General features: G+C 62.6%; 14 protein-coding genes, 1 tRNA gene, 1 rRNA gene, 1 pseudogene and 1 riboswitch. Of the genes and pseudogenes, 5 read left to right on the top strand and 12 right to left on the bottom strand.

What is annotated here, in order from left to right:
* Nucleotides 1-42: 42 nt before the first annotated feature.
* The 5 genes from H0485_RS14030 to H0485_RS14010 are packed head-to-tail and all read right to left on the bottom strand — an operon-like array spanning nt 43 to nt 8,004.
* Nucleotides 43-1,461 (bottom strand): tetratricopeptide repeat protein, encoded by a 1,419-nt coding sequence (locus tag H0485_RS14030; protein WP_226936559.1) that lies wholly within the window; start codon nt 1,459-1,461, stop codon nt 43-45.
* Nucleotides 1,458-2,546 (bottom strand): family 8 glycosyl hydrolase, encoded by a 1,089-nt coding sequence (locus H0485_RS14025; protein WP_226936558.1) that lies wholly within the window; start codon nt 2,544-2,546, stop codon nt 1,458-1,460. The genes H0485_RS14030 and H0485_RS14025 overlap by 4 nt, the downstream gene beginning before the upstream one ends.
* Nucleotides 2,543-4,957 (bottom strand): cellulose biosynthesis cyclic di-GMP-binding regulatory protein BcsB, encoded by a 2,415-nt coding sequence (locus H0485_RS14020; RefSeq protein ID WP_226936557.1) that lies wholly within the window; start codon nt 4,955-4,957, stop codon nt 2,543-2,545. Before H0485_RS14020 ends, H0485_RS14025 begins: the two co-directional genes overlap by 4 nt.
* Nucleotides 4,954-7,281: a UDP-forming cellulose synthase catalytic subunit gene (gene bcsA / locus H0485_RS14015; protein ID WP_226936556.1), complete on the bottom strand. Its 2,328-nt coding sequence runs from the start codon at nt 7,279-7,281 to the stop codon at nt 4,954-4,956. Before bcsA ends, H0485_RS14020 begins: the two co-directional genes overlap by 4 nt.
* 51 nt (nt 7,282-7,332) lie before the next feature.
* Complete coding sequence (locus tag H0485_RS14010; RefSeq protein ID WP_226936555.1) at nt 7,333-8,004, bottom strand: hypothetical protein; 672 nt, start codon at nt 8,002-8,004, stop codon at nt 7,333-7,335.
* Between the two features lie 239 nt (nt 8,005-8,243).
* Between H0485_RS14010 and H0485_RS14005 the strand changes: the two genes are divergently transcribed.
* Both H0485_RS14005 and H0485_RS14000 read left to right on the top strand, forming a co-directional pair.
* The gene (locus H0485_RS14005; RefSeq protein ID WP_226936554.1) at nt 8,244-8,474 is read left to right on the top strand and encodes a hypothetical protein; all 231 of its coding nucleotides are present in this window, start codon (nt 8,244-8,246) and stop codon (nt 8,472-8,474) included.
* Nucleotides 8,471-9,439 (top strand): GGDEF domain-containing protein, encoded by a 969-nt coding sequence (locus H0485_RS14000; protein ID WP_226936553.1) that lies wholly within the window; start codon nt 8,471-8,473, stop codon nt 9,437-9,439. The genes H0485_RS14005 and H0485_RS14000 overlap by 4 nt, the downstream gene beginning before the upstream one ends.
* An 8-nt stretch (nt 9,440-9,447) precedes the next feature.
* Here H0485_RS14000 and H0485_RS13995 read toward each other — a convergent pair whose 3' ends face one another.
* The 3 genes from H0485_RS13995 to H0485_RS13985 all read right to left on the bottom strand — a co-directional run bounded on the left by H0485_RS13995 (nt 9,448) and on the right by H0485_RS13985 (nt 12,796).
* On the bottom strand, nt 9,448-10,500 hold the full coding sequence (locus H0485_RS13995) for a hypothetical protein (protein ID WP_226936552.1): 1,053 nt from the start codon (nt 10,498-10,500) through the stop codon (nt 9,448-9,450).
* Nucleotides 10,501-10,510: 10 nt separating this feature from the next.
* A complete protein-coding gene (locus H0485_RS13990; protein ID WP_226936551.1) occupies nt 10,511-11,362 on the bottom strand; it encodes a hypothetical protein in 852 nt (283 codons plus the stop codon).
* 306 nt (nt 11,363-11,668) lie between these two features.
* Nucleotides 11,669-12,796, bottom strand: coding sequence for an aromatic ring-hydroxylating dioxygenase subunit alpha (locus H0485_RS13985; RefSeq protein WP_226936550.1), 1,128 nt, complete (start codon nt 12,794-12,796; stop codon nt 11,669-11,671).
* Nucleotides 12,797-13,002: 206 nt separating this feature from the next.
* Nucleotides 13,003-13,211, bottom strand: a riboswitch (cobalamin riboswitch).
* Between the two features lie 133 nt (nt 13,212-13,344).
* Here H0485_RS13985 and H0485_RS13980 point away from each other — a divergent pair.
* The 3 genes from H0485_RS13980 to H0485_RS13970 all read left to right on the top strand — a co-directional run bounded on the left by H0485_RS13980 (nt 13,345) and on the right by H0485_RS13970 (nt 15,442).
* On the top strand, nt 13,345-13,983 hold the full coding sequence (locus H0485_RS13980) for a DUF6441 family protein (RefSeq protein WP_226936549.1): 639 nt from the start codon (nt 13,345-13,347) through the stop codon (nt 13,981-13,983).
* A gap of 65 nt (nt 13,984-14,048) precedes the next feature.
* The gene (locus H0485_RS13975) at nt 14,049-14,906 is read left to right on the top strand and encodes a phage minor head protein (RefSeq protein WP_226936548.1); all 858 of its coding nucleotides are present in this window, start codon (nt 14,049-14,051) and stop codon (nt 14,904-14,906) included.
* A gap of 20 nt (nt 14,907-14,926) precedes the next feature.
* Nucleotides 14,927-15,442 carry a hypothetical protein gene (locus H0485_RS13970; protein WP_226936547.1) on the top strand — a complete coding sequence of 172 codons (516 nt, stop codon included), beginning with the start codon at nt 14,927-14,929 and terminating at the stop codon, nt 15,440-15,442.
* A 412-nt stretch (nt 15,443-15,854) separates the two neighbouring features.
* On the opposite strand, the gene H0485_RS13960 is transcribed toward H0485_RS13970, so the two are convergent.
* The 4 genes and pseudogenes from H0485_RS13960 to rrf form a co-directional block, all read right to left on the bottom strand.
* Nucleotides 15,855-16,283 carry a hypothetical protein gene (locus tag H0485_RS13960; protein WP_226936546.1) on the bottom strand — a complete coding sequence of 143 codons (429 nt, stop codon included), beginning with the start codon at nt 16,281-16,283 and terminating at the stop codon, nt 15,855-15,857.
* Nucleotides 16,284-16,307: 24 nt separating this feature from the next.
* Nucleotides 16,308-16,484, bottom strand: a pseudogene (locus H0485_RS13955) (IS3 family transposase); the annotation flags it as partial.
* A 204-nt stretch (nt 16,485-16,688) separates the two neighbouring features.
* Nucleotides 16,689-16,765, bottom strand: a tRNA-Met gene (locus tag H0485_RS13950).
* Nucleotides 16,766-16,837: 72 nt separating this feature from the next.
* A 5S ribosomal RNA gene (rrf, locus tag H0485_RS13945) occupies nt 16,838-16,952 on the bottom strand.
* Between the last annotated feature and the right edge of the window lie 169 nt (nt 16,953-17,121).

Below are 17,121 nucleotides of genomic sequence, written 5' to 3'. Positions count from 1 at the left end.
CGCCGGTTTTTTTATGTGGCTGAGGGCTGAGGGCTGAGCTGTTCAGCCGCCGCTGGTGGCCTGCAATCCGCGGCGGGTCTCGCTGGTCGAAAGTTCACGGTTCAGCTTCTGGAACTGGCGCCGCGCCTCATCGCGGTTGCCGCCGTTCAGATAGGCATAGGCGCGCAGCAGCGCGAGATCGCGGCGGATGCCGCCGGTCAGCTCTTCCAGCGCGTTGAAATAGCTGATCGCCGCCCGGTAGTCGCGCCGTTTATAGGCATTGACCCCGCGCTGATCGAGGATCTGGCGCTCGATATCAATACGCTGCTTGCGGGTGAAATCGGTGCTGACAGCGAGGCGCGATGCCTCTTCGGACATGCCCATTTTCAGATAGGCCAGCGCGATGCCATAGGCAGCATCCCGGCGCTGATCACCGCTGAGCCTGCCGCCAAGCGCCGCGCGGAAGGCATTGACCGCTTCCATCGGCTGATCGCTGTTATAGGCGCACCAGCCGCGCTGATAGAGCACCCCGGTCTGGCGCGAGCCACTGGAGAGCGCAAGGCAGCGCGCCCAGTCACCGGCTGCAAAGGCGGCCTGGACCGAAGAGGAGGAGACCGCCGCCCCCGAGCCGCCCGCCGCTACAGCAGCAGGGGCAGCGGCAGCTTTCGGCTCTGCAGCCTTCTCCTTTGGCGCAGCAGTCGCGGCAGCCCTGGCATCAGGTTTCACAGCTGCAGCGGGAATGTCGATTTTACCACGCCCGGCCAGCAGCTGTTTACGCAGCCGCTCCAGCTCGGGCTGCATGGCGGGCAGACGTGCCTCAACCGCAGCGATCAAAGCGAGGATTTCGGCCTCATCGGCGACGCTGTCGGCTTTCTCCAGCGTCGCCACCAGCTCGGCGGGATCGACACAGGCCGAGGCGACGGCGCGATAGGTGCCAAGCGCATCGGCCTTGCGCCCTGCCCCGGCCTGCGCCTCGGCGATGCGCCAGGCATTGTTGATCCGGTCACAGCGCAGCAACCCCGGCACTTCACCCACAATGCCGAGCATCCGCTGCAGATTGCCCGAGGCCATAGCCGCATCGAGCCGCGCCTGCCCTTCTGAGGTCTCGAGCAGCGCCAGCATAGCAGCCGGCGGCTGCCAGGTCGGATAGCTTACCTTTGCCGCCGCGATCGCCTTGCGGGCCTCTTCATGGCGGCCGGCCGCGATCAGCCGGTAGACCTCATCAATCTCCGAGGAGGGCTCGGTCACGCTCAGCCGGGTCAGATCGGCCGGGGGCCGCCAGCCCGGATATTTCAGCTGCAGCCGGCGCAGCTCAGCCGCGATCGCCGGCTGATCGCCCTGCTGCACATAAAAATTCAGCGCCAGAAACTCATCCGCCGCCGGTTCTGCCGCAGCGCCCTGCGCCCCCGGCTGGCTTTGCTGGGCGAAGGAGGCTCCGGCCATGCTGCAGAGCAGGGCGCAAATCAGCAGGGATCGGATCATATCGGCACACATTTCGGATAAGTGGTGACCTGAATAACCAGCGCCATCAGATGCAGCGTGGCCGGGTAATAGGGCTGATCGGTGTTAAACACCGGCATCAGCGATCCAACCTCATCCGCCACCGCACAGGCGGCAAGTGCGGCAACCGCGGCGTAACCGGCATGGCTGCTGCGCTCAAATACGCTGCCGCCCGCCGGGTTGAACACGGTAGGGGTGCCGCCGTTCTGTCCTGCGGCTTTCATCAGCGCCGCATAGCGCTGCACCGAAGGATTTTGCGGCTGTCCCGACCAGAGCGCGAAAAGCGGCACCCGCACGGCCTCATAACCCGAAACTCCCGAAAAGGGCGCTGGTGCCTCCATCAGGCCTGTTACGGTCAGCAAAACCCAGTCGGGCACCGGACCACGATCGGCCAGCTCTGCCACCAGCGCCTCGCCGCTATCGGCAAGCCGGTGCAGTTCGGGCATCTGGCAGGCCCTGGCGAGGTCGCGCAGTGCAAGGCCCATTGTATAGGAGGGGTTGATCACAATCCCCTCGCTGCGACGAAAACCGGCAATCCCCGGCAAAAGCACCGGCCGCCCGGAACCATCGGGATGCGGCGCGGTGCAATAGCGCAGCAGCGCCCTGCAGATCGCGCCCGCCCGCTCGAGCCGCGGCTCTGCCTCGCCAAGGCCAGCGGCACGCACCAGGCCCCAGGCATAGAACAGATCGCCATCACTGGCATTATTGCGGTCGGTGACATGGGGCGAGGCCTCAGGCCGCCAGCGCCAGGACAACAGCCCCTCTTCCTGACGAGCCAGACTGGCCTCGGTCCAGCGGATGATCAGATCTGCGGCAGCCGCATCGCCAAAGGCAGCGGCCAGCGCCAGCCCATAGCCCTGGCCCTCAGAATGGCTGGAATTGCCCTGAAAGCCGTCAATCACCCGCCCCTCTGGCGACAGGCAGAGCGCCTTCCAGGCCGCCCAGCTGGCCTGAAGCGGATGATCGGAGGTCAGGGCCAGGGCGCTTGCCGAGGATGCTCCGGCAGTCGCAGACGCCCCGATCAGCGGGGCGGAAAGCGAGGCTGCAATGAAAGAGCGGCGGTTCATTTTTCCTCCGGCCGGCGGCGGCTGAGCAGAATATACAGCAAGGCAGGCAGGCCGGACAGCAGTGCAAGGCCCAGCAAGGACAAAGTGAACAACAGCGGCGACCAGGAGGCAAAATTGCCAAGGGCCGTGCGCCAGCCCCTGAAGTCGGGTTCTTCCAGCAGCCGGGGCGGCCGGATCGGCGACCAGATCTGCCAGCTGCCATCCGCCTGCAATAAAGCAGCCTCGCCCTGGGCCAGGGCGTCAGCGCGCAGCGTATTGAGCGCCTTACCCACCTCAGCCGCGCTGGCCGAAGGGCCGAGCAGCAGCCACAGATCGCCCGGCTGCTGATAATCCGGACGCAGCAGCAAGGCCTCGCCTGAACGGCCCTCCATCCAATGCGTCAGGCTTTGCTGCGATCCGACAAAAGCGCTGTCGCGCAGCGCCCGCGCCTCGCGCAGGATCCAGGCCCGCGGCGACAGGCTGTTCCAGATACCGGTGATGAAGCCCTCATCACTGCCCGGCGACGGATCGCTCTGCGCCTCTTCCTCGTTCAGGATAAAGCGTGCCCGTTCGGCGCGACCAGCCGCCGGAACCGGTTTTGCCATTGCTGCCGGATCCGCCAGGGCGGCGGGGGCCGGGAACAGCACGCCCTGGATCTGCGCAAGGCTGATCCCCGCCTCTTCCAGCGGCACGCTGGCGAAATCAGCAATGCTCACCACCTGCAGCCGGGCCAGTTCTGAGGCTTCCAGCGTCGGGTCCAGCGCAAGGGCGATCGTCATCGCCTTTTCCGCCGCTCCTGCGGGATCCTGGCTGTCGGGCAAAGCGCTGACCGCCGCCGGGTCAAGGCGCATCAGCACCGCCGCAAGCCCGGGCAGAACCATCGAGGGCGAAGGCGGCACGGTCAGGCGGCTGCTGCTCAGCACCACCAGCATATCAGCGCGGCGGATCTGACAGGCGGCTTCGGGCGGATTGCCCGGCACCATCATCTCAAAGGACAGATAATTGCGCCCCGGATGCAGGAGATTGGCGTTAAACCCGACCTGCAGCACCGGCTTGATCTCGCCACCCTCCTGATCGAGCGGCAGCAGACGCACGGTCTGGTCATTCACCTTGACCAGCAAAATCGCCCCCTGGGGCAGGCCTCTGGCGAAGCCATATTCCAGATCCAGCCGCGCCTTCTGATTGGCCATCAGCAGCCAGTCGGCCGGCAGGCTGAAAGGAATATCGCGGCGGAAGTAATGGGTATTGCCGATTATATCAGCGCTGCCCAGCATGGCGAGCCTGGTAGCAATGCCAGGACGCAGCGCCGGAGGCCGGGTATCGGGGCTTTCAGGAAAAGCGCCGAGGATCGCGCTCAGATCGGGCAGGCTGCCGTTCTGATGCTCGACCTGCAGCACAATGCCGCCCTCGGCACCACGCCGGATCGTTGCCTGGTTCTGATCTGAGGCAATCAGCGCCACAGAAGCAAGGCGCGGCAGGCCGAGACTGTAATAAGAGCGCTGTTCCACCCGGCTGCCCGGGCCAAGCGCATGCACCAGATTTTCGGCCAGCTGGCGCAGCATCACCGGATCGGCGCCGGGACCGGTCAGCAGTTCAATGCTCTGCCCGCGCGCAGCCTGGCTTTGCGCGGCAAGGGCAAAGCCCGCCGCATCCGCGGTCAGTGCCGTGCCTGGAAGGCGCAGGCCACTCTGCGCCAGGTTGATCTCGGTCCAGACCCCGAAACTGGCTTCCGGGCCACAGAAAATCCGGTGCGGCTGGACCAGATCCAGCAGGATATGGTTCCGGCCAGGCTGCAGCGCCCTGGTCGGCAGGCTGTAGCCGGTAAAATTGCCCAGCGCATTCAGCTCCAGCCGGAGGGGTTCTGCACCGTTGATCGTGACCTGCATTGAGGCCTGTTCCGAGAGCACATTGACCGAGGAATGCAGGGTCAGCTCCAGCGCCTCGGGCAGCGGTGCCCCGGGCGGCAGATCGATCAGCAATTCGGTCGAGGCGGTTTCACCGCTCAGCCGCAGAATGCCCGGCGCGACCAGGCTTGCGCCCATTTTCACCCCCTCGGGCAGCGGCAGGGCCGGACGCGGCGCCAGCAGCCAGCTGTCCGCATCACCATTCCCCCCGGCCAGGGCGCGGTCGCGCTCGACGAGAAGGCTGGCCGGGTCGGGCTCAGAGGGCAGCGTGGTTTCGCCTTCGCCCCCGGCCCCCGGCACCGAAGCCTCCTCGCCAGCCGGTGCCAGCCGGATCAGCAGCGCTTCGCCCTCGCCTGCGGCAGGGGCGGCAGGCGTTTGCGCCAGCGGCACAGCTGCAGCCCCCTGCGGCAAAGCAATCAGCGGTGCGTCGCTTTCCTGGGCCCCGGACAGGCCCGCACTCAGAGCCAGCACATTGCAGGCGGTCAGCGCAAGAAGCAGCGGGCGGGTGTTCAGCAGGCGCAGCCTCATTGCCCCTTCTCCACACCAATAAAGGCCTCAGGGGTCAGCCGCATCGCGGCATTGCGGTATTCCTCGGTATCGAAATCCGCACCGAAAGCCACCAGATGCGCCGGTTTTGGCGCCTGTTTCTCATAGAGCGAGGCCTTCCTGCGGCGCGCCGGTTCGCGGATGAAATCGCCAATGGTTTTCGGCAGCGAGGTCAGGGTCAGCCAGAACACATAGAGCAGCCCCATGGTCAGCCCTTTGCCGCGCCGGCTTTCCTGGCGGATTTTCAGCCAGTTCTCCGACGAACCGAACAGCATATGCGCCACAGCCTCGCGCACGATCATCGGCTGATCGGGCACGAATTGCAGGCCCAGAGCCGTGCCTTTGCCACTGTCGTTAAACACCGCCCGCACCACCGCGCGCACGTCGCGCTCGAGATGCGGCGCATGGGCAAAGCGGGGGCGGAAGATCAGCTCATCGCCTTTGGCGGCCAATCTTGCCCCCTGGGGCAGGCTGCCCAGACGCATCCGCAAGCCGCTGGTCGAGACGTCAAACACCTCAACCGGGACCATGGTCTCGCCCATACCCTCCCAGCGGGCGGAGCCGGTCTCATGCACCTCAACCCGGGGCGAGGCCCGGCGCTGCTGCTTTTCAGAGACGGCGCGCAGCGACAGCGAGACCAGCAGGAAGTTGATGACCGCCCAGGTGCCGACCACCGAGAGCACGCTGTGATCGCCGGGATAGGCGATCCAGCGGAAGATCAGTGCCAGCACCCCGGCCAGCATCAGACCAAACAAAGCCAGCAGCGGCCCGGCGATCGGCGAGATATAATCCTCGACCAGGGTCTCATCCTTGGCGGTCACGTTAAACTTGGCGCCGCGCGGCTTCAGAATGGTGCGGATGATCGCGCCGCTCAGATAGGGGGCCTGGGCGATCTCATAGATTTCCGAGATCAGCGGCCAGCGATAGCGCGAGAAGACCGCACTCTGCACCAAGAGGCTGATCGCCATATAGCTGAGCGTATAGGCCATGGCCTCGCGGAAGGTGGTAACGAAAATCTCGATACCGAAGAACAGATAGGCCAGGGGCGCCAGCAGATAGGTCATGCGCACCAGCGGGAACAGCCAGAAGGCCATCGAATTGATATAGCACAGCCGCTGCAGCGGGCGCAGACCTTTGCGGAACAAAGGGTTTTTCAGCATGAACATCTGCATCATGCCCGAGGCCCAGCGGCCGCGCTGCTGGATGAAGGAGGCAAAGGTCTCGGGCTGCAGCCCGGCGATCATCGCGCGGTCGAGATAGAGCGAACGCCAGCCCTTGGAATGGATCTCCAGCGCGGTTTCGGCGTCTTCGGTAATGGTCTCACCGGCAAAGCCGCCCACCGAATCCAGCGCCTTACGGCGCAAAACCGCAGCCGATCCACAGAAGAAGGCCCCGCCCCAGCGGTCAAGGCCGGGGTGGATACGGCCGTAGAACATCTCATTCTCGGGCGGGCAGACCAGATCCAGATTGCGCTCGATCGGGTCTTTATTGATGAAGAAATGCGGGGTCTGGACAAGGAACAGCTTCGGATCCTCGACGAAATAGCCGACGGTGCGGGCCAGAAAATCGCGGCTCGGCACGTGGTCGGCGTCAAACACCACCACCAGATCGCCATCGAGCTTTGCCAGGGCTGCCGACATATTGCCGGCCTTGGCATGTTCGTTTTTCGCCCTTGTGGAATAGATCACCCCCAGCTCGGCGCAAAGCGCCTGCAGCTCGGCGCGCCGGGCCCGGGATTTCGCCGCCAGTTCCGCATCGGCGGAATTGCAGCGCTGATCGGTGCCGCCGTCATCGCAAAGCACCACGGTGCGCAGCCGCGCCGGATAGATCATATTCTTCGCCGCCGAGAGCGTGATCGCCAGCATCTCGGTCGGCTCATTATAGGAGGGCACCAGAATATCGACACTGGGCAGATCTTCCGGCGCGACCCGCGGCGGCAAGGCGCGCTCGACCGGATCGGCATTGATGAAGGCATTCAGGAAGAAGACCAGGATCGAATAGGTCTCAACCAGCAGCAGGACCAGCGCCAGAACGAAAGAGATATTCAGCGCCGGATCCGGCAGCGTGGCGGTGATCCGCCAGATCCAGTAGCGCAGCACGATCACGCTCGACACGCTCATCAGCGCAATGCGGCAGATGATATTATTCGCGAAGGGCTTGAGCAGCACAACGAGCAGTACCGCTGCCAGCCCCAGCATCCCCTGAGCCGCATTGGAGACCGGCACCGAAGCCAGCACCATGACGGGCGCCACAGCCAGCAACCACAGAAGCAACAACAGGCTGTTGCGAAGAGTCCGGGACGTCATATCTGCCTTCCAGAGGGCTGCGGGAAAGATCTGGCCTCAGCCAACACGATGTCAGTCCAGCCCGGGTGCCGCCAGAGGCGACAACAGCCGGGTTCCATGGGGAACGGGAGCCGCGGCGCGGGCGCTGAAACCGATGCTCTCCGGCGCGATCGGCGCCAGAGCCTCGGCACTGCTGCCGCGCAGGCAATTGCGCAGCATGATATCAAGCACCAGCGCCTCACCCGGCAGATCACGCGCAGCAGAGGTCAGCCGGCGCACGGCAAAGACACAGGTGATATCGCTGCCAAAGTTTTTCTCGGCCCAGTGATAGACCCCGAACTCATCCTCGGCCGTCAGCAGATCACCGGAAGTGATCCCCTCAAACGGTGCAGGAGCCCCGCCGACCCGGGTCATAAACTCCTCAAAGCGGAACCGGGCTGCAGCAAGATTCCCGGCGCGACTGCGCAGAACCATCTGATTATCGCCGGGAATCTCAAGCGCATTGCGCAGGCCGATGCGCTGCTCAGATCCGCCGAGCAGTCCACGCTGCATCACAAAGGTCACGGCACCGGGATTAACCCAGGCCTGCTGATTGGGGACCGCCACATAGGGAGTCTGCTCTTCGACTTCCTTCTGGTTCACCACCAGATTAACCGGGTCAAATCCGCATCCGGCCAGAAGGCTGCAGGCAAAAATACCTGCCGCCATCAGGGCAGCGCGGGGCGTTACTGCTCGTCTCGTCATGCTTCCTGGCCGGATCAGACATTATAATTATGAAGGCCACCCTGAGGTGCACTGCCAGCAGTTGAGTTGATTTTGATGAAGAAATCAATGATCAAGGATATTTCTGCCTCCCGGCGTGGCACAGCCACATCAACCCCGGGGCGCATTCCCCCGGCGCAATCAGCGCCCTGTCCAGCACCACAGCGGGTTGTGATCGCACCCGCTTTCACGGATGATGCGCCAGCAACGGAGGCTCTGTCATGGAAGCAGATAAAGTCATTGCCGAAGAGCTGGCCCGCAGATTGCCAGACTGGGCGATGCTGCCCGAAAGCCTCTATCCGGTGCTCGAACAGCATTGTGATCTGCTGAAAGGGCTGGTGGCCTCGCTGCAGGTGGCCGGACGCGAGCCGGCGATGATCCGCTCTCTTGTAAGCTCGCTGCTGGAGAGCTACGGCAATGATCTGATTGCGGCCCTGGAGGCGACCAGTTGACTCTCGATCCTGTGTTTCGCCTCGAGGACGAGGCCGGGCGGATGGCCGCTCTGCGTCGCTATGAGATTCTTGATACCGAACCCGAGCAGGAATTCGACGATATCGTCAGCCTGGTCAAATCGATCTTCCACACCCGCTATGCCTCAATCACCCTGATTGATATCGACCGGCAATGGAATAAGGCGACCGCCGGGGCCGAACGCCGCGAATATCCCCGCCGCCAGACCTTCTGTGATCACACGATCCGCGGCAGTGGCCCCATGGCCATCAGCAATGCGCTGCATGACAGTCGATTTCAGCATCTTGACGCGGTGACCGGCGATGCCAGCATCCGCTCTTACCTCGGCGTGCCGCTGACCAGCCCTGACGGCTATAATATCGGCGCGATCTGCGTTTTTGACACCGAGATGCGCGAATTCTCGGAGGCCGAAAAGGCAGTGCTGCAGAATTTCTCAAAAGTGGTGATATCGCAGCTCGAGCTGCGGCTGATTGCCCGCCAGGACAGCCTGACCGGCAGCCTGACCCGCCGCGCTTTCCTTGAGCGGCTTGACCGCGAGATTGCCACAGGGGCGACGGCCACCCTGCTGATGCTCGATGTCGACCATTTCAAGGCCGTCAATGACACCTATGGCCATTCGACCGGCGATGAGGTGCTGAAAGCGGTGGCGACAACGGCGCGGCGAAACCTGCGGCGCGGCGATTCGTTTGGCCGCCTTGGCGGCGAGGAATTCGGCATCCTGCTCTCGGGAACCGATGGCGCGGATGCGCTGCATCTGGCCGAGCGGCTGCGCAGCGATCTGGCCGGGCGCCGTCATGCGATGATCGATAATGGTGTGGTCACGCTCAGCCTTGGCGTGGCGGAGCATCGCCCGGGCGAGACCCGCGATGAATGGCTGCTGCGTGCCGATCAGGCGCTTTATGCGGCCAAAAGCAGCGGCCGCAACCGCTCGGTCCTGGCTCGCTGAACCAGGGCTCAGCGCAGCAGATCACCAAAACGCAGATCCAGGCTCAGCTGGTCGTAATTGGCGATCTGCGCGGTCGAACGGCTGGAGCTCGCGCCAATCCGCAGGCTGACGCCCGGCTTCAGACTGACCATCAGCCCGAGGCCACGGAGCTGATCGCGGCGCGGTCTGCCCAGAAAAGCACCGCCCTCGGCCACCTGCTGCCAGAGGTCAAACCGCCAGTCCCGGCCGAGAGCCTGCCAGGCAAAGCCCGCCTCAATCCGGCGGCGCAGCAGGGTTTCATCCTCGCGCCCCTCGCCAAGGGTCAGCGCCAGATCGAGCACCCCGGCCCGGCTGATACGCTCAGCCGACAGCCGCAGCCGGTCCTGCGGCCCGCCCGAGGCCGAGGCGCGGTCAAAGCGCAAACCCAGTTCCTGCAAACCGCCCGCCGCGGCGAAAATTTTCGACAGGCCCAGCGACAGCCGATGCGCATTGCCGGTATCGAGCTGGCGCCAGGACCGCGAGCCAAGAGCACAGAGGTCGAGAAAGGTCCAGTTCTCCAAATGATTACGTGAGCAAAGGTTAAGCGCGAGATCTGCCCGGCCAATCTCATGCCGGGGCGACCAGGCCAGCTCGCTGGACAGTGCCAGCTCAAAAACCCGCCCCTCGCCCCAGGCGAGCCGGGTCATCGCCGCCAGCGAGCCGCCCAGAACGAGGCCCGCTTTCGCCCGAAAAGCCGGATCTGCCTCCAGGACATAGCCGCCCAGATCCAGCCGGTCCTGCAGCACGCCGCCGTTGATATTGCCATCCCAGCCCAGCACCGGGGCAAAACTGAGACGTCGCGCCGTCACCTGCAGCTGGCCCGGCGTTACGCCATAGCCCTGGGCCAGCAGATCACGGCGCAGAAAGGCCACAGCCGCCGGGCTCAGATTGCCCGCCTCCAGCCCGGCGCCAAAAGCCCGGATCCGCATCCGGTCGGAACTGCTGAGAAAAGCATTGACGGTCAGATCCGGCAGATCCTGCGGCCCGGCCAGCAAGGGCGTGGCGCTGGCCAGCCCTGCTGCCAGCAGCAGACTGCGCAGCACCCCCCTCAGCTTAGGGCACCGCATTCGGATCACGGCCAAAGAAGATACCATCCACACTAACAGGGTGATCGGTGCCATCCCCGGTGATAATCCCCGAGCCGGTATAGATACCCGATGTGGTCATGTCATGCTGGCCATTCGCATATTCCGGCGAACCGCCGATATTGCCGCGCAGCACGCCGTCGATACTGCCCTCGAGCGGTGAATTCGGATCGCGGATCTGAATGGTCACATCGCCGCCCCAGGCGCCGCTGCGGATGTTGAAGGGCAAATCATTCCCCTCGAGGGTGATCTCGACCTCAGATGATCCCGCCACCTCGGTGCGCAGATTAACCGAAGCGGTCTCGTTGTCAAAATCGATGACCAGATTTTCCAGTCCCTGGGCGTGATAGCCCGAGAGCAGCGGCCCGTTATCGATTGTGACCCATGCATAGTTCACGCCGCGGAAGTGATACTGCCCCTTTGCAGCGATCGGCGCACCGTTGCGCTCATTCACAAAGGTGGTCTGGTCGGCGGTCAGCCGCAGCAGGCGGTTGGTTTTTCCGCTGCCCTCGTCCACGGCACCGATCACCTCAATGGTCATCTTGCCGTCATAGGGCGTGCCCTGCAGGTCGATCAGGCTCAGATAGCCGGCCGGGCCAGAGCCAGTGGTATCGAAAGCGGTAAGCGCATCTTTGTCCGCCCCGCTGACTGCAATGCGCGAGCGCACGCGGTTGCGGCCATTGTGATCGGTCCGGTAGGTCTCAAATTCCGGAGTGTCGATCTCTTTACCCGGCGGCAGCGGTGCTTTGCCCCCTCCCCCGCCGCCACAGGCCTGTAGCGCGAAAGTCAGCAGGATGAGAAACGGCAGATGCGGTTTCATTTCAGCTCCGGAGGCATGAGGGTCTGATCCCGGGGCGCGCGCGCACGTACCCTGCTGCGGCCCGGATGATTACCCCCGTGATTGCATGAAGTGCCGCTCCAGGCAATCACATGTGGCGCGGGGCAGGATGCCGGATTGCCGCATCGCCCGGACCCTGACCGCCCGGCGATACCAGCGGCAGCGCTTCTGCCCGGTCTCTCAGACCTCATCACAAGCCCCATGGAAATCCGGGACTATGGCCGAGCCGGAATGTCCCGGATCGGCCTGTTTACGTGATCAGCTCTCAGAGCCGGTCAGCGGCGCCGCTCAGGGCCGCGAGACCTCATCGAGATACCAGGAGATATAGCGCAACTCATTATACTCCATCGGCGCGATCGGGCCGGGCTCGAAATAATGCGAGCGCACGCCGCGCGCGGTATGCTCGATGATTTTCTTGTCTTCCTCGGTGGTCACTTTCCACAGCCAGGTCAGCTTTGCCGGATCATAATCCACAGTCTCGACCGCATCTTTATGCACCAGCCAGATCAGCTCCATCTCGCAGCTGTCATGGCTTTTGGGGATAAAGCGGTAAATCATGCCATGATCGGGATAGCAGACCAGGAAAGTGGTGCCGCCCAGATGGATCGAGGTCACGCCGCCATCGTAATCGGTAAACCGCCCCATCAGCGGGGCCAGCGGCGAGCCATCCTCGGAACCGGTCGAGGCGCCTTCATAAAGCGCATAGCGGAAGACATCGATCGCTTCCTGGCCCATGGCTGAATTCTGCCAGTGATTGCCCGACAGCACCGAGAGGCCAAGGGCACAGCTGCGCGCCTCCATCGCGGCATTCATATCCGCAATCACCTCGGGCGGCTGCTCAAGGGCATGGGTCTGCGAATATTCCGGATGGGCCGGACCGCAATGATAGCATTCGACATAATTCTCGACCGCAAGCTTCCAGTTTGCCGCAATCGGATAGGTTTCACGATGTGCCACCCGCGCCTCGCCCCAGCCATACTGGCCGCAGCTTGCGCGCAGCGATTGCTCAACCTGGGAGAAATCCAGAGGCTCGCTGGCAAAAGAGATGAAAACCAGGCCCTCGGCCAGTCTGACATGCACCTTTTTCAGGGCATGGGCGGCACGGTCGAAATCCTTCGGCATCAGCCTGGCAGCGCGCAGAGCCCCGTCCAGCGTATAGGTCCAGGCGTGATAGGGGCATACGAACATTTTCGCATTGCCCTTTTCTTTCGTGCAGACCTCGGCGCCACGATGGCGGCATGAGTTCAGCAGAGCATGGATCTGGCCCTGCATATCGCGCGTCAGAATGATCTGCTCATCGCCGAGGCGGAACAGTTCAAAATCGCCCGGATTGGGAATGACGCTTTCATGGGCAAGGCAATGCCAGTGGCGGCGGAAAACCCGCTCCATATCATAGGCAAAAACGGCGGGATCCATATAGAAATCCCGCGCGAGGCCCTGGCCTGGGCGATGACCGGCAATCAGTCGTGAGATGACATCCAGGCCCGGCGCCGGAGTCGTAAAGTTCTTTTCGTTCAGCGCACCCAATCTGGCCTCCCTGCTGGACTTCTGGCGCCATGGGTCCCTGAGCTGCAGATCAGGCAGATTGCCTGTTCCTGCGCCCCGGTCGCCCACCGCGACCACGCTCGAAACTGCTCTGGGCTGGTGTCCGGACTTCAGAGCCAGCCCGGATAGGGGCACGGACTGACCTCTGCCCAGCCCTATCCGGGCGGGCGGCGATCAGATCCGCAAGGCTCTGCTACCGTTGCGGGGGCAGCGCCGGCATCGGACCGGCTTCCCAATTCTCTGCCCCATCCTGGAATGAGGCAGCACCCTGAACCAGGGCCATAAGATCAGGGATCAGGCCGAAAACTGTCCCACAAGCGGCAGATCATGTCGAAACCGGGCAATCCGCACTTTCCTTTGCCCAGGGAGTGCAGCCGGACTGGTGGCTATGAACCCTCGATCTGCGCCCGCGTGACCGGATGAAACTGAAGCTCACCATCGATCCTGACATTGTCGCGATGATGCAGGCGGAAATCGCTGCGGGTGAAAAGGCCGTCACCACAGCCATGCGCGAGGCGGGCGCGGGACTCAAATCCGCCTGGCGGGGCCAGATCACCGGCGCGGGGCTGAGCACCCGGCTTGGCAACTCGATCCGGCTGGCAACCTATCCCAAGGGTGGCGAAAGCCTGAACGCCGCGGCGCTTGTCTGGTCCAACGCCCCAGTGATCGTCGGCGCGCATGACGCTGGGCCACTGATCCGGTCACGAAACGGGTTCTGGCTGGCGATCCTCACCTCGGCCGCAGGCAAGTCCACCCGCCGCCGCCGCATCACCCCCGGCGAATGGGAACGCCGCACGGGGCTGCGGTTGCGCTTCATCTACCGGCGCCGGGGTCCGAGCCTGCTGGTGGCCGAGGGGCGGCTGAACAGCAAGGGGCGCGCAGTTGCGTCACGCGCAAAGACCGACCGCGGCCTGACCACCGTGCCGATCTTCCTCCTCGTGCCGCAGGTCAAGCGGCGCAAGCGGCTGGACCTCACACGGGACGCGGAAAGCGCCATCGACGGCGTGCCGGGGCGGATAATGGCGGGCTGGGTGAGTAAGCAGGCGGCAGCGCTCTGACGGTTACGAATACCTTAACGAAAGCCTGACAGGCAGAAGCTCAACGCCTCCATAGGGACCGTTTCATGTTCGTTGACCAGAAATTGTATCAAAAGGCATTTCAGGCATACCTGCGCAAGGGAGCGCCCATCGAATGGTCCATCAAGCAGGAACGCCCCACGACGCACTATATCTGGCGAACCCGCGACGACGAGAATGTGCGCCCCAGCCATGCTGCGAACAACGGACAGGTGTTTACGTGGGATGATCCACCCTCCTCAGGCCATCCTGGCGAAGACTACGGCTGTCGTTGCACGGCCGAGCCGTACGATCCAGAGACATCCGAAAACCTCATGATTTCACTGCAAGGCGTTTCCGACAGCTCGACCATTTGGGGCAGCCGCGACTTTGTCAGGCATTACTATCAGGGAGGCGGTCGCGCTGTAATGGTGCGTGAGACTGGCAATCTTGGGCGGTTGGTCGCAAGATACATGGAGATCGCAGAGGATCGGATCAAAAGGCAAATCGCCGAAAAGGCGAGAGAGGTGCGGAACGGGGCACTTTCAGGCGACTTCGTTCGGACCTACGACATGACAGGACTCGTTTTCAGCGTGGGCGACACAACCATTGGCGGTTCGTTCATGGGGCACGCAACAGAACGTAACAGTAATATTGACGTCTTCGGCGAACTCGACTTCTACCTCAGGGACGAATTTGCAGACCCGCTCGACATTGGCGTGGAGGCAATCGATATCCCCGAAACGATCTTCGGGAATCTGCTTCGACCCCTCGAAGATCACGGGCGCAATCGTCTGGGTCAGCCCTCCAGCGGTCCCCAGAGGCCTGGCATCCATACCGGCGAGCCATATGCGATAACGGATACATGGTCGGGGCGCTTTGCGGGACGGGTCCGCACCGATCCCCGATACAGCGCATTTCGATAGCAGAACGGTAGGCAGCTCGCTTGAAGGGTAACGGAGACAGCCAGCTGGCAGGAACGGCAAAGGCAGCGATTGCATTCGCTTTGATTGTCCTTTTGCTTCCAGCCGCATGGCTGTTCAATGCTTACGACAGGAAGTACCGAGTTTGTGAACCGTTGGGAAACGGGATGTACCTCGGCTACGAGGCAATCTTCGATCTAAGCAGGCCCTCTTTCAAGCCCATCGCCGTGCCGAAGTTCCCGGATGGAACTCCGCTGATCCGCGACGAAACATGGGCAATCTTTGTGACAGCAACAACCATATATGGCTTGGCCATGGCTCCGTCGCCTGACGAGGACTATCGCTTCGCATGGCGATCAGACATTGGCCTCATACGACAGCAGGACCATCAAGCAGCGTATGAAGCCCTGATCGCTGAGGCTGGTCCTGCAAACTTGGATATCGAAATAGATAGTGTAGGCACTGGCTGGCTCCTCAACGAATTGCTTAAGCAGCAGCCTGCAAGTGAGCGCTGCCCAACGCCGCTTCTCACCTGGTGATGAATGCCGACCACCCGCGAACCATCCTCGGCTGCGCTGCACGCGCGGCTGCAGCCGCTGGCCGCCCTCAGCCGCTTGCGAATGGTGCTTTCATCCGGCACCTCGCCCGACTTCGAGTTCTGAACGAACCAGTCCTGCACCAACGTGAGCCATCGTCGTGGGCACGGAGCGCATCCGGGTGCGCGGCCCGGGCCCGCGCGCCACATGGAAGACCATCGACATCCTCGCCTGCCCGGTCACCTTCTCCCCCCACCCGCAGCAGATCGAGGCGGCCCGGCGGGGTTATGACGACTGGTGGCAAGCGCTGGGCTGGGTGGGGACGGGCTAATCGCGGGGGGATACTGCGGGAGGTCGAGGTCACGGCGGCGATGCCGAAGGCGCAGCCTTGGGCATTGAGAGGTAACCAATAGTGTCACGGTTGCCCTTGCCAGGCGGCGCGCGCAGCGCGCATCACACGACGGAACATCAGCCCCATGAGCATGTCGCGCGCCTCCTTGTCCTGCATGAAGGCGTTTCGCATCTGATTATCGCGCTGGAAAACATGGATCGCGCGGCGCATGAATTCTGCGTTGAAGCGATCATTGACCACTTCCGGAGCGTTGTTACGCAAAATCTCGACCCAGGCCTCGTCATCCAGAATGGCTTCGTTGGCTGCCTCGAAGCGGATATAGTCCTCTTCGGTGAAATTCGTGCCACGGCGCGCATTGAATGCATCGATAATTTCAGAAAGCGCCCTTTGTTCTTCCTCGGTATAGGCATTGGCCCCGAACCGGTAGATTGGCGACAGGCTGGCGGTGTCGTCGCGTAGAAGGCGGCCATCCGAAACGCCCTGATCCTGCAAGCGATATGAATAGCCCCGAGTTTCTTAGACACCTTCGCGTCTCATCATCTGCTTCCGCTCGAACTCGGCAGGCGACAGCATTCCGTTCCTCACATGCTTGCGCTTCGGATTGTAGAACATCTCGATGTAATCGAACACGTCCTGCCTTGCGTCTTCGCGGGTCCGGTAGGTCCTGCGCCTGATCCGCTCGCGCTTGAGCAGGTTAGCCCCGCTCCGTGATCTGAGCGACCGCATCGCGCTTGAAGTCGTCGCTGAAAGTGGCTGTGCCCATCATGGCCTCCTTGCCTCAAAAGTAGCAAAGAAGGCGTCCACGAAACATGGGGCTATTCAGGTTCAGATGGGTCGATACATGAATGCGATAAGCGCCCCGAAGGACGCTGCGCATATCTTTGATAGTATTGTTTTTGGTTGCGGGGACAGGATTTGAACCTGTGACCTTCAGGTTATGAGCCTGACGAGCTACCGGGCTGCTCCACCCCGCGTCCGTTCCCCGTTGGGTTTTTATCGGGGGTGTATTTTTGTATCGTATGAGTGAGAGATCTGTCTCTGATCAGGTTTGGCGGTGACCTACTCTCCCACGTCTTAAGACGCAGTACCATTGGCGTGTTGGCCCTTAACGGCCGAGTTCGGGATGGGATCGGGTGTTTAGCCAGCGCTATGACCACCAAACCGGAACAGAGACAGGCTGCTTTTTTGCAGCTAACATCGAATATTGTTCAAGTTTTCGCACGACTTATGGTGCTTGATATATGACTTGCTGATCGGTTTGGCGTATTGCCTTGCTTTTACCGGATCAAATCAAGCCAATCGGGCAATTAGTACCAGTCAGCTGAATGCA

Source organism: Pseudogemmobacter faecipullorum, from assembly GCF_020539525.1.
GTDB classification, from domain to species: Bacteria; Pseudomonadota; Alphaproteobacteria; order Rhodobacterales; family Rhodobacteraceae; genus Pseudogemmobacter; species Pseudogemmobacter faecipullorum.
Note: the sequence above shows the minus strand (reverse complement) of the source record. Positions and strands in the feature narration are given on the sequence as shown.

Coding starts and splice junctions, on each gene's coding strand:
- H0485_RS14030 (WP_226936559.1), bottom strand. CDS start 1,461: ATGATCCGATCCCTGCTGATTTGCGCCCTGCTCTGCAGCATGGCCGGA.
- H0485_RS14025 (WP_226936558.1), bottom strand. CDS start 2,546: ATGAACCGCCGCTCTTTCATTGCAGCCTCGCTTTCCGCCCCGCTGATC.
- H0485_RS14020 (WP_226936557.1), bottom strand. CDS start 4,957: ATGAGGCTGCGCCTGCTGAACACCCGCCCGCTGCTTCTTGCGCTGACC.
- bcsA (WP_226936556.1), bottom strand. CDS start 7,281: ATGACGTCCCGGACTCTTCGCAACAGCCTGTTGTTGCTTCTGTGGTTG.
- H0485_RS14010 (WP_226936555.1), bottom strand. CDS start 8,004: ATGACGAGACGAGCAGTAACGCCCCGCGCTGCCCTGATGGCGGCAGGT.
- H0485_RS14005 (WP_226936554.1), top strand. CDS start 8,244: ATGGAAGCAGATAAAGTCATTGCCGAAGAGCTGGCCCGCAGATTGCCA.
- H0485_RS13990 (WP_226936551.1), bottom strand. CDS start 11,362: ATGAAACCGCATCTGCCGTTTCTCATCCTGCTGACTTTCGCGCTACAG.
- H0485_RS13985 (WP_226936550.1), bottom strand. CDS start 12,796: ATGGATCCCGCCGTTTTTGCCTATGATATGGAGCGGGTTTTCCGCCGC.
- H0485_RS13980 (WP_226936549.1), top strand. CDS start 13,345: ATGAAACTGAAGCTCACCATCGATCCTGACATTGTCGCGATGATGCAG.
- H0485_RS13975 (WP_226936548.1), top strand. CDS start 14,049: ATGTTCGTTGACCAGAAATTGTATCAAAAGGCATTTCAGGCATACCTG.